Origin of the sequence: Streptomyces sp. NPDC007863 (assembly GCF_040633895.1) — a bacterium.
Lineage (GTDB): Bacteria > Actinomycetota > Actinomycetes > Streptomycetales > Streptomycetaceae > Streptomyces.
On sequence record NZ_JBEYEI010000015.1, the window covers coordinates 164,461 to 178,237 of the forward strand.

The window sequence follows — 13,777 nt, forward strand, 5'->3', positions numbered from 1 at the left end:
CGCCTCGGAGGAGGCGAAGCGAACGGCCGGGGGCGGAAGCCTCCGGCCGTTCGTTCTGCGCCCACCGGCGGCCGAGCGCGCACCGCGCTACTGCATTCGACGGCAGGTCCGGGCGTGTCACCGGGGGCGGGCGGCAGGCCCGGCGCAATCTGCTCATATGACGAAGCCGTACCCGTTCCTCGGGATCGCCGCCTGCGCCGTCGCCGCCACACTGGCCGCCGGCGTACGCCCCGCCGTCGCCGCCACCGTCGACATCGGCAACCCCGTCGCGGGCAACAACGGCTTCGGCGTGGTCGTCGAGACCGACGCGCTCCTCGGCTCCACCGAGTCCGAGGGGCCCGTCGCGGTCGGCGGCGACCTCTCCTACGGCGCCGGGTACAACGTCTCCCTGCACACCCCCGGCACCTTCAGGGTGGGCACCGACGCGCAGCCCACCGCGCTCCTCGTCGGCGGCCGGATCGACCACGGCGCGGCAAGCCCGGCCGGCGTCCTCAAGGTCCTCCAGAACGGCTACGTGAAGGTCGGCGACCTCGGCGGCAGCGAGGTCGTGACCCGGGACGCCAACGACGCCCCCGTGAAGACCCAGGTCGTCGCCGCCGGCCAGGGCCACGACTCCACCCCGCGGATCGAGCTCACCGTCGAGCAGCCGGCCCTCTCCGTCGGACCCCACCCCGGGCTCATGGACTTCACCGGCCTCTTCGCCACCTACCGGGACCGCGCCGACGCGCTCGCCTCCTGTGCCGCCACCGTCGAGGTCCAGGACCCGGGCCGGATCAGCCTGGACGACAAGCAGACCAACGTCCTCCGCCTGACCGGCGAGGAGCTGAACGACCTCTCCGAGCTGACCTTCCTCGACCGCCCGACCGCCAAGGGCCCGCTCGTCATCGACGTCGACACCACCGCGAGCGGCTCCGTCTTCACCTGGGACGTGCCCAACATGGCCGGGGTGAGCGGGGAGGACGCCCCCTTCATCCTGTGGAACTTCTCCGACGCGACGGCGATCACGATCGCCACCGGCGACTCGGTCGAGGGCACGGTCTACGCCCCCCGCGCCCACGTCACCGACATCGACCCCGCCAACATCGAGGGCGATGTCGTCGCCAAGGCCCTGACGGCCGGTCCGCTGGAGGCCGCGCGCGCCGCCGACGTCAACGCCGGCGAGATCCACTACTTTCCCTTCGCCGCCGAGCTGAGCTGCGAGGACGGCACCGGCCCCACCCCCACCGCGAGCCCGTCCACGACGGAGCCGACCCCGGAACCGTCGACGAGCGAACCGACGAGCGAACCGACGACCGAGCCGACGACCGAGCCGACGGACGAGCCCACCCCGGAGCCGTCCACCAGCGAACCCACCACCGAACCCACCCCGGAGCCCTCCACCACCGGACCGGCCCCGGAGCCCAGTGGCTACGGCGACGACGGCGGCGGCGACGGTGGCGACGGCGGCGAGCTGGCCGACAGCGGTGCCGGTCTGCCCGCCTACGCCGCCGCCGCGCTCGCCGCGCTCTGCGCCGCCGGAGGCGCGCTGCTGGTCCGCAGGTCCCGCCGCCGCTGACGCCGCCGCGCCACCGCCAGGCCCGCGAGCGCCAGGACCGAGAGACCGGCCGCCGCGAGCCCGGGCAGCAGCCCCGGCGGGCGGAAGGAGCAGGTCAGGGTGGTGGCGCCGGTGACCGGGACGGCGAGGAGGCCGGCGTACGGCTCCACCGTCCGGCCCCCGCAGCTCCAGCCGGGGACGGCGGGGGCGGCGACCACCGCCGTGCCGGTCACCGGGTGCGGGAAGCGGGCCGTGAGGCCCGTCGTCGTGGGGGTGACGGCGACCGCCGCCGATCCCCGCAGGGCGTCCACGGCCGTCCGCAGCCGCTTCCGGTCCAGGCAGCCGAGCTCCGCCGGGCCCCGCCCGCCGGGCACCTGAGGGCGGACGCCGGGTGCGGGCTGGACGCCCAGGGAGACCAGGGCGGCCCGGCGCTTGGGGCCGCCGCCGAGGAGCCGCACCGGGGCGCCGGTGCCGAGGCGGGCCGGGCCGGTGCGCTCGGGTGCCCAGAGGAAGACCTCCGTACCGGCCGGGCAGGCCCCGGCGGCGGACGGGGCGGTGTACACCCGGGCGCCCAGGAGGAGTTCCTGGTTCCGGAAGGGGGACGGGCCGAAGGCCGGCGCCGGGCCCGGGGGCCGCACCGTCACCAGCGGCAGCACCGTGTCCGTACGCGCCACCTCGCCGTCCCGCCAGCGGGCGCCGACGCCGAACAGGGCGTCCACGACCGGGTTGTCGAGGCTGTGGAGGTTGCGGCCGCGGGAGGTCCAGCCGCCGCCGAGGGCGGTGAGCAGCTCGGTGAGGACGGCGGGGGTGTGGCTGCTGTAGGAGGCGGCGCCCTGCCCGCCGAGGAGCAGCGGGTCGTTCCCGGCGACGCGGGGGAGGCCGGAGTCGGTGCGGTACGCGGGCCAGCCGTCGGCCGCCGCGAGGGCCGCCGCCCGGCGTTCCTGCTCCGGGCCGTACGGCGGGTAGTCGTCGAGGTGGGCGAGGCGCCGGCGGTCCGCGTACGCGGTCGTCGCGGCGGCCTGGCCGAGGAGCGCGCCGGTGACGAGCAGCGCGGTGAGGGCGGTGTGGCGGCCCCGGCGCGGCAGGGCGAGGGCGCCCGCCGTCGCGGCCAGTCCGGCGAGGGCGAGGAGCAGCGCGGGGCGGGTGGCGAGGTCGCTGGGAAGGGCGGCGGCGGTGAGGGCCAGGACCACGGCGGACCCGGCGGCGAGGGCCCGGCGGCCGGGCAGGCCGTGGGCGAGGCCGGTGTACGCGGCGATCACGAGGAGGCCGGCGAGGACGAAGGTCTGGCGGTAGGGGCTGCCGTTGGGGGTGGCGAAGAGGTGCCACACCAGGTGCGTCGGGCCCCACTGGAAGGAGAGGGCGACGGCGAGGACGAGCCCGGTCCACACCCACCGCTCCCGCCGGGGCACGTCCCGCCGGAAGGCGAGCGCCGCCGCGAGCAGCAGGACCGGGGTGGCGACGAAGGCCGCCGGCGTGGAGAAGCCGTACGTCCCCGGCAGCAGCCGGGCCAGCGCGTCCGCCGCGCCCGCCGCCTCGAAGTCCCGGACGACCCCCGGGTGCGCCTGGCGAGTGGAGAGGAGGACGGGGGCGAGGACGGGGGCGGCGAGGCCCACGCCGAGGACCGTGGAGACGGCGGCCCGGAGCGGCGGGCGGGGGCGGAGGCCGTCGGTCGTGGCGAGCCGGGCGAGGAGGAAGAGGAGGGCGCCGAGGGTCGCCATGTAGGCGGTGTAGAAGTTCGCCGTCCAGCAGACGGCCACGGTCAGGACCGACAGGAGCGGCCGGACGCCCTCGCGGGCCCACTCGGCGACCAGGCAGAGCAGCGGGAAGGCGATCAGGCCGTCCAGCCACATCGGGTTGTACGTGCCCTCCACCAGCGACCAGCCGCACAGCGCGTATCCGGCGCCGAGGAAGGCGGGCCACCACCAGGCGGGGGCGGTGGAGAGGCGGCGCAGGAGGAAGGCGGTCGCGGCCGCCGCGAGGGCCGTCTTGAGGACGGTCAGGGCGTAGACGGCGTACTCGACGTCCGCGCGCGGGGCGAGCGCCACCAGCGGCGCCAGCGGGCTCGACAGGTAGGTGCCGTAGTCGGGGAGGAAGCTCGTGCCCCAGCCGGCCCGCCAGTCGAGCAGGAGGCCGCCGTCGGAGCGGCCGCGCAGCAGGTCCCACAGGTGGGCGTGGAAGGGGACGAACTGGTTGGCCAGGTCGTTCACGGACCGGTGGCGCGGCCCGAAGGGGAAGACCCGGGCCACGGCGTCCCCGGCGCAGACGGCGGCGACGGCGAGGACGCCGGCCAGGGCGGAGGCGCCGGCGGTGGCGCGGCGCGCGGAGGCCCCGGAGCCGGCGGCCGTGGTGCCGGGGGCCGGGACATCAGCGGGCTTGGTTCGCAAGACGGTTCGCAAGGCAGTTCGCATGGCGGGTCGAATATCGCAGCGCCGGAGGGACGGGAGGCGACCGGCGCGGGGCAGTTCACGCAATGGTCTTCTCGGCGTCACCCCGGCGGGGCGGGAGGGTCACCGGCCTGCCTTTGGGTGTCGGATGTGCTGCTCTCTCTCGTCGTCCCCTGCTTCAACGAGGAGGACGTCCTCGCCCGCTTCCACGACCACGTGATCAAGGAACTCGACGCCCTGGAGGGCGACTTCGAGATCGTGTACGTGGACGACGGAAGCCGCGACCGGACCCTCCCGATCCTGCGGGACCTCGCCGCCGCCGACCCCGCCCGGGTCCGCTTCGTCTCCTTCAGCCGCAACTTCGGCAAGGAGGCCGCCATGCTGGCCGGGCTCCGGCACGCGACCGGCGACGCCGTCGTCATCATGGACGCGGACCTCCAGCACCCGCCGGAGCTGGTGCACCGCATGGTCGCGCTGCACGCGGAGGGGTACGACCAGGTCGTCGCCCGCCGCACCCGCGAGGGCGACCGGGTCACCCGCACCCTCACCGCGCGCCTCTACTACCGGGCGATCAACCGGCTCGTCGACGTCGAACTCGTCGACGGCGTCGGCGACTTCCGGCTGCTGTCCCGGCGCACCGTCGACGCCGTCCTCGGGCTCGGCGAGTACAACCGCTTCTCCAAGGGCCTGTTCTCCTGGGTCGGCTTCCGGACCACGACCTTCGCCTACGAGAACGCCGTGCGCGAGGAGGGCCGGTCCAAGTGGACCTTCGGCAAGCTCCTCAACTACGGCCTCGACGGCCTCCTCTCCTTCAACAACAAGCCGCTGCGCGCCGCCGTCTACCTGGGCCTGCTGCTCGTCTCCCTCGCCCTCGCCTACGCCGGCTGGATCGTCGCCGACGCCCTGGCCAACGGCGTCGACACGCCCGGCTACGTCACCCTCCTCGTCGCCGTCACCGCCCTCGCCGGCGTCCAGATGGTCATGGTCGGCCTGATCGGCGAGTACGTCGGCCGCATCTACTACGAGGTGAAGCGCCGGCCGCACTACCTGGTCGCGGAGACGCACGCGGGCCCGGAGACGGAGGGAGCCCGGGCCGACACCCGGGCGGCGGGTGCCTCGTTGTGGGAGTCGGTCGTCCGGAAGTGACCCCCGTGACGCGGTGACAGGGAAGTTGTCCCCGCGAAGTAGTGGCTACGGTCCCGGCGACTCCCTACCATCGATCACCGCAAGGTCGTCCAACTGACGCACGACCAGCCCGGGAGGCTCCTTTGCACCGCCGCGACCGCCGCCACGACCGCCCCGCACGCCGCCGCACCGCGCTCGCCCTCTCCGCCGCGTTCCTCGCGGCGGCCCCGCTGCTGACCGCGTGCGGCGGCGAGGCCCATCCGGGGGCCGCGGCCGTCGTCGGCGGCGAGCGGATCGACGTCTCCACCCTGCAGGCCCAGGTGAAGGCCGCCCGGGACGCGCAGGCGAAGTCCCCGCAGTCCGCCCAGCTGATCGCCGCCACCGGCGACCTCGGCCGGCAGAAGCTCAACGGCATGATCTTCGACCGGATCCTCGACAAGGTCGCCGCCGACCAGGGCGTCACCGCCAGCCGCGCCGAGCTCCAGGAGACCCGCGAGGCCTTCGTCCGAGAGAACGGCGGCGAGGAGGGCCTGGAGGCCGTCCTGCTCCAGCAGCAGGGCGTCGCCCCCGGCCAGGTCGACGACGTCGTCCGGCGCAACGTCCTCATGACGAAGATCATCGAGAAGCAGGGGATCACCGAGACCCCCGAGGGCCAGCAGAAGCTCCAGGCGCTCTTCGCCGACGCCTCCGCCGCCCTCGACATCGACGTGAACCCCCGCTACGGCGCCTGGGACGACACCAAGGTTCAGCTGGACACCGGCGCCGACACGGCCCCCTGGCTCCTGAAGGTCTCCAAGGACCCGGCGGCCGCCGGACCGGAGCAGCTTCCGGGCTGAGCCCGTCCCCGGGGTAGGTTCGGAGGGTGACTTCCGAGAACCCCGGCCGCGTCGTCCTGCTCACCGCCAGCCACCGGGTGGCGCCCGGACTGCTGTCCTGGCCCGCCTGGCAGGCGCTGCGGGACGCCGACCGGGTGCTCTGCCCCGACGAGCGCCACCCCCAGCTGCCGTACCTGCGGGAGGCGGGCGTCGCCGTCGAGCACGTCCGCCCCGCCGCCGAGGAGCTGGTCGCCGCCTGCGCCGGCGGCCGCACCGTCCTCGTGCTGCCCTCCGGCGAGGGCGACCGGGCGCTCACCGACGGGCTCGCCCGGCTCGCCGGCTCCGGCCGTGTCGCCATGCCGGACCTGGAGCTGCTGCCCGGCTCGTACGACCTTCCCGGCGCCCGGCTGCTCGACCTCGTGCAGATCATGGACGTCATCCGGCGCCGGTGCCCCTGGTCCTCGCTCCAGACCCACCAGGGGCTCGCCAAGTACGCCATCGAGGAGGCCTACGAGCTCGTCGAGGCGATCGAGACCGGCGACCGGCACGAGCTGCGCGAGGAGCTGGGGGACGTCCTCCTCCAGGTCGTCTTCCACGCGCGGATCGCCGAGGAGGACGCCGAGGAGCCGTTCTCCGTCGACGACGTGGCCGCCGGGCTCGTCGAGAAGCTGATCCAGCGCCACCCGCACATCTTCGGCGACGAGACCGCCGAGACCCCCGAGGACGTCCGCGCCCACTGGCTGCGCACCAAGGCCGCCGAGAAGCGCCGGGAGTCGGTGACGGACGGCGTCCCCGTCGGCCAGCCCGGCCTCGCCCTCGCGGCCAAGCTCGCGAGCCGCGTCCGCACCGCGGGCCTCGACGCGCCGGCTCCGGCCGGCGAGGGCATCGGCTACGAGCTGCTGGCGCTCGCGGTCCGCGCGGAGGCCGAGGGCGTGGACCCGGAGGCGGCGCTGCGCGCGGCGGCCCGGGCGTACCGGGACGCGATCCGGGCGGCGGAGGGCGTCTGAGTCGGTCCTCGTCAGTCCTCGCGCGGGGCCCGGGCGGCCGGGTCGTGCCAGTGGACCGCGGGGCGCTCCAGGAGCCATTCGGCGCGGGAGCCGGGGCGGGTGACGAAGCGGCCCACCGGCGGGAGGAGGTCGTGGCGGGTGCGGGCCGGGTCGGCGCCCAGCTCCGCCAGGACCTCGGCGACCTCGGTGACGAAGCCGGGCGGGCCGGCCAGGTGGACGTCGTGGTCGGGCCAGCGGCCGCAGGACCGCAGCGCGGTGAGGAGGCGTTCGGTCGCCTGGTCGCGCGGGTGGCGGGGGGCCGAGGTGATGTAGGTGACGCTCAGGCCGGGCAGCCGGGCGGATAGCCGCTCCAGCTCCTCCCGCCCGTACAGGTACTCGCGGGAGCGGGCCACCGCGAAGATCCGGCCCTCGGCCTCCGGGTCGGCGTCGGCCGCCTCCTCCAGGAGCGCCTTGACCGGCGCCCAGCCCGTACCGGCGCATATGTAGGTGCGCAGGCCGCGCGGCGCCTCCCGGTGGGTCGCCGCCCCGCCGGCCGCGCTCAGCCGCAGCGTCTCGCCCGGACGGACCTCGTCCACCAGGGCCGTGGACATGGCCCCGCCGGGGATCCGGCTCACGTGCAGGTCGAGGGTGCCGTCCGCGCGGGGGGCGTTGCCGAGCGAGTACGTGCGCCACACCCGCGGGACCCGGAGCGAGCTGACGCCGGCGTACTGGCCGGGGAGGAAGGGGTACGGCCGCCGGGGCCGGAGGGTCAGGACGGCGAGGTCCTCGCCGTGGAGCCGGTGGCCGACGACGTCCGCGTCCCACCAGGCGGGCTCACCGGTGCGGGCGGCTTCGTCCGCGCCCCGCAGCATCAGCTCCGCGACGTGGCCGTACGCCTCCGACCACGCCTTCTCCGCCTCGATCGTCCACGTCGAGCCCGCGGCGTGCGCGAAGGCGGCGAGCAGGCTCTCGCCGACGGCCGCGTACAGGGCGGGGGTGGCGAGGTACTTCCGGTGGTCGCGGCCGAGCCGCTCCAGATAGGCGTCCAGGCCCGGATCGTCGAGCCCGGTCACCACGTGCGTGAGGGCGGCGAACAGCCGGTCGCGCTGCGGGACCATGTCCTCGGGGAAGAGCGCGCGCACGCCGGGGTTGCGCCAGAAGAGATGCGAGTAGAAGTACGTGACAGCGTGTTCGGCCCGTCTCTCGACGACCGCGAACGTGCTTCTGAGCAAGGCGAGGTCCACGCGGGAAATGTAGGGCACGGCCCGTCACGGCGTGATCACCGGCCGGTGATCACGTCAGGTCGGCCGGAGGGGCGCGCCGGACCGGACGGTACGGTCGGGGAGTGAGTGAAGGACCCGCCCCGACGCCCGGTACGCCCCGCGAGCCCCGTACGACCGGAAACCCCGGAACACCCGAAACGCCCGGAGGGGCGGGAGCGGCCGCCGCGCCCGGCGCCTCCGAGGGTGCCCGCGCGGCCGGAGCCCCGGGCGGCTGCCCCGTGTCGGGCGCGGCGGGAAGCGCCGGCGACGGGCCCGTACCGGAGGGCGCGGGGAGCGTCGGCGACGGCCCCGCGGCGGCCGCGGGAAGCGTCGGCGACGGGCCCGTACCCGCCTTGTTCAGCTGGGAGTTCGCCGCCGATCCGTACCCGGCGTACGCCTGGCTGCGGGAGCACGCGCCCGTGCGGCGGACCACCCTGCCGAGCGGGGTCGAGGCCTGGCTGGTGACGCGGTACGCGGACGCCCGGCAGGCGCTCGCCGACCAGCGCCTGTCGAAGAACCCGGTGCACCACGCCGAGCCGGGCAAGACCGGCATTCCGGGCGAGCGCAGCGCCGGGCTCATGACCCATCTCCTCAACATCGACCCGCCGGACCACACCCGGCTGCGCCGGCTGGTGTCGAAGGCGTTCACCCCGCGCCGGGTCGCCGCCTTCGCGCCGCGCGTGCAGGAGCTCACCGACCGGCTCATCGACGACTTCGCGGCGCGGGGGAGCGCGGACCTCATCCACGAGTTCGCCTTCCCGCTGCCCATCTACGCCATCTGCGACATGCTCGGCGTGCCCGCCGAGGACCAGGACGACTTCCGGGACTGGGCCGGGATGATGATCCGGCACGGCGGCGGCCCGCGCGGCGGCGTCGCGCGGTCGGTGAAGAAGATCCGGGGGTACCTCGCCGAGCTGATCCACCGGAAGCGGGAAGGCCTGCGGCAGGACGGCGAGGACGACCTCATCTCCGGGCTCATCCGGGCCTCCGACCACGGCGACCACCTCACCGAGGCCGAGGCCGTCGCCATGTGCTTCGTCCTCCTCTTCGCCGGCTTCGAGACGACCATCAACCTCATCGGCAACGGCACCTACGCCCTGCTGCGGAACCCGGAGCAGCGCGCCCTCCTCCAGGCCTCGCTCGCCGCCGGAGAGACCGGTCTCCTGGAGACCGGCGTCGAGGAGCTGCTGCGCTACGACGGGCCGGTCGAGCTGGCGACCTGGCGGTACGCGACCACCGCCCTGACGATCGGCGGGCAGCCGATCCCGGCCGGCGATCCGGTCCTCGTCGTGCTCGCCGCCGCCGACCGCGACCCGGACCGCTTCGGCGACCCGGACACCCTCGACCTCGCCCGCAGGGACAACCAGCACCTCGGGTACGGCCACGGCATCCACTACTGCCTGGGCGCACCGCTCGCGCGCCTGGAGGGGCAGACCGCGCTCGCCACCCTCCTGACCCGCCTGCCGGACCTGCGACTTGGGGTCGATCCCGACGAACTGCGGTGGCGCGGCGGACTCATCATGAGGGGATTGCGCACGCTTCCGGTGGAGTTCACCCCTTCCGCACCCCCGCACGGCGGGTGACGGCGTGTCAGAAATGTGATCTTCGCGTGATCGCGAAGCCATCGACTTGTGACGGACGTTCGAATGCGGCTACGTTCGCGCCAACGTTCGGCCCCACCCCGGCCGTCCCAGGCGTACCCGCCGTCACCGCCGTCACGCGAAAGGCCCCGACATGCTTTCCGGAAACGGACGACACCGTCGACCCCGTCAGGCTCCCGCGCTCGTCGTCACCGCCGGAGTGACCGGATCCGCCCTGGCGCTGCCGCTGCTCGCCACCGGTTCCGCCTCCGCCGCCGACGCGTCCACCTGGGACCGGGTCGCCGCCTGCGAGTCCGGCGGCCAGTGGAGCGCCAACTTCGGCAACGGCGCCTACGGCGGCCTCCAGATGACGCAGGAGGCGTGGGAGCGGCACGGTGGCCTCGCGTACGCGCCCAGCCCCGACCTCGCCAGCCGCGCCCAGCAGATCGCCGTCGCCGACGCGGCGCTCTCCTCCGGCAGCACCGCCTGGGACACCTGCGCCCCCATCGCCGGCCTGAAGAACGACGGCAGGCCCACGGGCGTGCAGCCGGGCCCCGCCGTCCAGCAGGAGGACGAGGGCGGCGTGGCGCCGGAGTCCAACCGGACCGGCGGCGCGACCGTCTCCACCCCGCCCGCCGAGGCGGAGAAGGCGGCGGAGGCGACGGAGAAGGCCCCGGAGGCCGGGAAGAGCACCACCACCCCGGCGACGCCGGCCACCCCCGCCACGCCGACGACCCCCGCCACCCCCGCCACGCCCGCGACCCCGCCCGCCACCGGCGCGGTCACGGCGCCGCCCGCGAGCGCCACCCCGGAGACGCCCGACGGCACCGCGCCGACGGCCCCGGACGCCTCCACGGGCGCGCCGGGCACCCCGGGCACGCCGGAGACGCCCGGCACCCCGGGTACGACCCCGGGCGCCCCGGAGACCCCCCTGGCGCCCACCACGCCGGTGACCCCGGGCGCGGAGGGCGCGGCTGACGCGCCGTCGGCGACGCAGGGCACGGGCAAGCACCGGGGCGAGGCCGCCCCGGAGGAAGGCGACGTAACGGACACCGAGCAGGAATCCGGACGTCATGCCGCAGCTGCGGACAAGCTCACCTCAACCCCCGTCAACTCGGACGCAAGCGACGCATACACCGTGCGGCCGGGTGACAGCCTGTCGGAGATTGCTCAGGAGAACGATCTCGTCGGCGGCTGGGACGCCCTCTATGACGCCAACCGCCAGACGGTCGGGGCCGATCCGGACCTCATCCTCCCTGGTCAGAGCCTTGAGCTGAAGGCCGCCTCCGCGGAGAAGTGAGGCCGTTTCAGGGGCGTATGTCCGATTTTGGGAAAGTGAGACATGGGTCTCTTCGTCCCAACTGGCGTGTCACGTCCGCAAAGTTTGCTTCCGTCAGGCCTCACCTGCACAAACGAGGTCTGATGGAGTGCAAGTAGGGGCGTTTTGTCCGACGTAAGCCTCTTTGAACTTCGAGCACCTGTGTGTCTACGGTCGTCACCGCTCGCCACCGCGGGCCCCGTCGACCGAAACGCCGAGTCCTGCCGTCGGCCGCCGGGAATGTCGTCGCGAAAGCGCCGTAGGCAGGAGTGGGGGACCCAAGGTTCGTGCCGGTCCCGGCCGTCGAGTCAGACGGACGGAACGACCGGCTAGGGGTGAAGCCGCACGCAAGGACGTGCGGCCGGGCGAACTCTTCAAGCCCGAACCCGACAGCTCACCTCACAGGCGTCGGTGAAGAGGAAACTCCATGCTGTTCTCCGGCACGGGCAAGCGTCGTCGTCCCTCCAAGGCCACCCGCGTCGTCGCCCTCGTCGGCGTCACCGGCGCGGCCGTCGCCGCCCCGCTGATGGCCGCCGGCACCGCTTCGGCCGCCACCGCCTCCGAGTGGGACCGCGTCGCCCAGTGCGAGTCCGGCGGCAACTGGTCGATCAACACGGGCAACGGCTACTACGGCGGCCTCCAGTTCTCGGCCTCCACCTGGGCCGCGTACGGCGGCACCGCCTACGCCCCCAGCGCCAACCAGGCCAGCAAGTCGCAGCAGATCGCCGTCGCCGAGAAGGTCCTCGCGGGCCAGGGCAAGGGCGCCTGGCCGAGCTGTGGCGTGGGCCTCTCCTCCGCCTCCTACGACGGTGGCGCCGCCGAGGCCGCCGCCCCGCAGCAGAGCGCCCCGAAGCAGAGCACCCAGCAGAGCGCCCCGAAGCGCACCACCGAGCAGCCCGCCAACCGCAGCGAGCAGCGCCAGGCCCCGAAGGCCCAGGCCGCCCCGCAGGCCGCCGCCAAGAAGACCGTCACCACCCCGACCGGCAAGAAGGTCAAGAAGGGCGACGGCGAGTACAAGGTCGTGGCCGGCGACACCCTCAGCAAGATCGCCCAGGCGCAGGGCGTCGAGGGCGGCTGGGCGAAGCTCTTCGAGCTCAACGAGGACGTCGTCGAGAACGCCGACCTGATCTACCCGGGCCAGCAGCTCCACCTGAAGTGAGCCCCGGGGCACCGGTGAGTCCGGCGGCTCACCGGCGCCCGGCGACCCTCCCGCGGTGACCACCCCGGTCCCGAGCCCTCTTCCCCCGTGGCTCGGGACCGGGGTTCTGCCGTTACCGTCCAGTAGATTCCGGGTCTTTCGTCCCCGACTGGATGCTCTTGGGTCCTTTTTCGTCCCAGGGGACGGGCGGTCGGCTGGCCGGAGCGCCGGAGCCGGTTAGGCTCTTGTCGCAAGGCGAACGAGACCTTGCGACCCATGCGTCACACCTAGCGTCACATCCCAGAAGGAGATGCTCGTGCCGTCCATCGACGTCGTCGTAGCCCGGGAAATCCTGGACTCCCGAGGCAACCCCACGGTCGAGGTCGAGGTCGGCCTCGACGACGGCAGCACCGGCCGTGCTGCCGTGCCGTCCGGTGCCTCCACCGGTGCGTTCGAGGCCCTGGAGCTCCGCGACGGTGACCAGAACCGCTACCTCGGCAAGGGTGTCGAGAAGGCCGTCCTCGCCGTCATCGAGCAGATCGGCCCGGAGCTCGTCGGCTACGACGCCACCGAGCAGCGCCTGATCGACCAGGCCATGTTCGACCTGGACGCCACCTCGGACAAGTCGTCGCTCGGCGCCAACGCCATCCTCGGCGTCTCCCTCGCCGTCGCGCACGCCGCCTCCGAGGCCAGCGACCTCCCGCTCTTCCGCTACCTCGGCGGACCGAACGCGCACCTGCTGCCCGTTCCGATGATGAACATCCTCAACGGTGGGTCGCACGCCGACTCCAACGTCGACATCCAGGAGTTCATGATCGCCCCGATCGGCGCGGAGTCCTTCTCCGAGGCCCTGCGCTGGGGCACCGAGGTCTACCACACCCTCAAGTCCGTCCTGAAGACCAAGGGCCTCTCCACCGGCCTCGGCGACGAGGGCGGCTTCGCCCCGAACCTCGGCTCCAACCGTGAGGCGCTCGACCTCATCCTGGAGGCCATCAAGCAGGCCGGCTACGTGCCCGGCAAGGACGTCGCCCTCGCCCTGGACGTCGCCGCCTCCGAGTTCTACAAGGACGGCAAGTACCTCTTCGAGGGCAAGGAGCGCTCCGCCGCCGAGATGACGGAGTACTACGAGGAGCTCGTCTCCGCGTACCCGCTCGTCTCCATCGAGGACCCGCTGTTCGAGGACGACTGGGCCGGCTGGAACGTCATCACCGAGAAGCTCGGCGACAAGGTCCAGCTCGTCGGTGACGACCTCTTCGTCACCAACCCCGAGCGCCTCGCCCGCGGCATCGAGGAGAAGTCCGCCAACGCCCTCCTGGTGAAGGTCAACCAGATCGGCTCGCTGACCGAGACCCTCGACGCCGTCGAGCTCGCCCAGCGCAACGGCTTCAAGTGCATGATGTCCCACCGCTCCGGCGAGACCGAGGACGTCACCATCGCCGACCTCGCCGTCGCCACCAACTGCGGCCAGATCAAGACCGGCGCCCCGGCCCGCTCCGAGCGCGTCGCCAAGTACAACCAGCTGCTGCGCATCGAGGAGATCCTCGACGACGCCGCCGTCTACGCCGGCCGCAGCGCCTTCCCGCGCTTCAAGGGCTGACCTGCCCGGCACCTGTGGTTACGTACGTCCCCGCACAC

General features: G+C 74.0%; 10 protein-coding genes and 1 riboswitch. Of the genes, 8 read left to right on the plus strand and 2 right to left on the minus strand.

The features are described 5' to 3' along the window. Positions 1-157: 157 nt before the first annotated feature. Positions 158-1,555 carry a choice-of-anchor A family protein gene (locus ABZ621_RS23825; RefSeq protein ID WP_360607712.1) on the plus strand — a complete coding sequence of 466 codons (1,398 nt, stop codon included), beginning with the start codon at positions 158-160 and terminating at the stop codon, positions 1,553-1,555. Here ABZ621_RS23825 and ABZ621_RS23830 read toward each other — a convergent pair. Continuing rightward, entirely contained in the window at positions 1,480-3,918 is a 2,439-nt protein-coding gene (locus ABZ621_RS23830) for a YfhO family protein (protein ID WP_360607714.1), read from the minus strand. The genes ABZ621_RS23825 and ABZ621_RS23830 overlap by 76 nt on opposite strands. A 150-nt stretch (positions 3,919-4,068) precedes the next feature. Here ABZ621_RS23830 and ABZ621_RS23835 point away from each other — a divergent pair, with 150 nt between their 5' ends. From ABZ621_RS23835 to ABZ621_RS23845, 3 genes are all read left to right on the plus strand, one after another. Next, positions 4,069-5,064 (plus strand): glycosyltransferase family 2 protein, encoded by a 996-nt coding sequence (locus ABZ621_RS23835; protein ID WP_360607716.1) that lies wholly within the window; start codon positions 4,069-4,071, stop codon positions 5,062-5,064. Positions 5,065-5,186: 122 nt separating this feature from the next. Further along, positions 5,187-5,879 (plus strand): SurA N-terminal domain-containing protein, encoded by a 693-nt coding sequence (locus ABZ621_RS23840; RefSeq protein ID WP_360607718.1) that lies wholly within the window; start codon positions 5,187-5,189, stop codon positions 5,877-5,879. A 26-nt stretch (positions 5,880-5,905) separates the two neighbouring features. Beyond that, positions 5,906-6,865 (plus strand): nucleoside triphosphate pyrophosphohydrolase, encoded by a 960-nt coding sequence (locus tag ABZ621_RS23845; protein ID WP_360607720.1) that lies wholly within the window; start codon positions 5,906-5,908, stop codon positions 6,863-6,865. Between the two features lie 11 nt (positions 6,866-6,876). Here ABZ621_RS23845 and ABZ621_RS23850 read toward each other — a convergent pair whose 3' ends face one another. Next, the gene (locus tag ABZ621_RS23850; RefSeq protein WP_360607722.1) at positions 6,877-8,088 is read right to left on the minus strand and encodes a globin domain-containing protein; all 1,212 of its coding nucleotides are present in this window, start codon (positions 8,086-8,088) and stop codon (positions 6,877-6,879) included. Between the two features lie 371 nt (positions 8,089-8,459). Between ABZ621_RS23850 and ABZ621_RS23855 the strand changes: the two genes are divergently transcribed. The 4 genes from ABZ621_RS23855 (at position 8,460) to eno (ending at position 13,739) form a co-directional block, all read left to right on the plus strand. Further along, the gene (locus tag ABZ621_RS23855; RefSeq protein WP_360607831.1) at positions 8,460-9,689 is read left to right on the plus strand and encodes a cytochrome P450; all 1,230 of its coding nucleotides are present in this window, start codon (positions 8,460-8,462) and stop codon (positions 9,687-9,689) included. Between the two features lie 217 nt (positions 9,690-9,906). After that, a complete protein-coding gene (locus ABZ621_RS23860; RefSeq protein WP_360607724.1) occupies positions 9,907-10,986 on the plus strand; it encodes a transglycosylase family protein in 1,080 nt (359 codons plus the stop codon). A gap of 263 nt (positions 10,987-11,249) precedes the next feature. Beyond that, positions 11,250-11,427: riboswitch (cyclic di-AMP (ydaO/yuaA leader) on the plus strand. Between the two features lie 4 nt (positions 11,428-11,431). Next, entirely contained in the window at positions 11,432-12,163 is a 732-nt protein-coding gene (locus tag ABZ621_RS23865; RefSeq protein WP_360607726.1) for a transglycosylase family protein, read from the plus strand. Positions 12,164-12,452: 289 nt separating this feature from the next. Then, on the plus strand, positions 12,453-13,739 hold the full coding sequence (gene eno, locus ABZ621_RS23870) for a phosphopyruvate hydratase (RefSeq protein WP_360607728.1): 1,287 nt from the start codon (positions 12,453-12,455) through the stop codon (positions 13,737-13,739). Positions 13,740-13,777 lie beyond the last annotated feature (38 nt).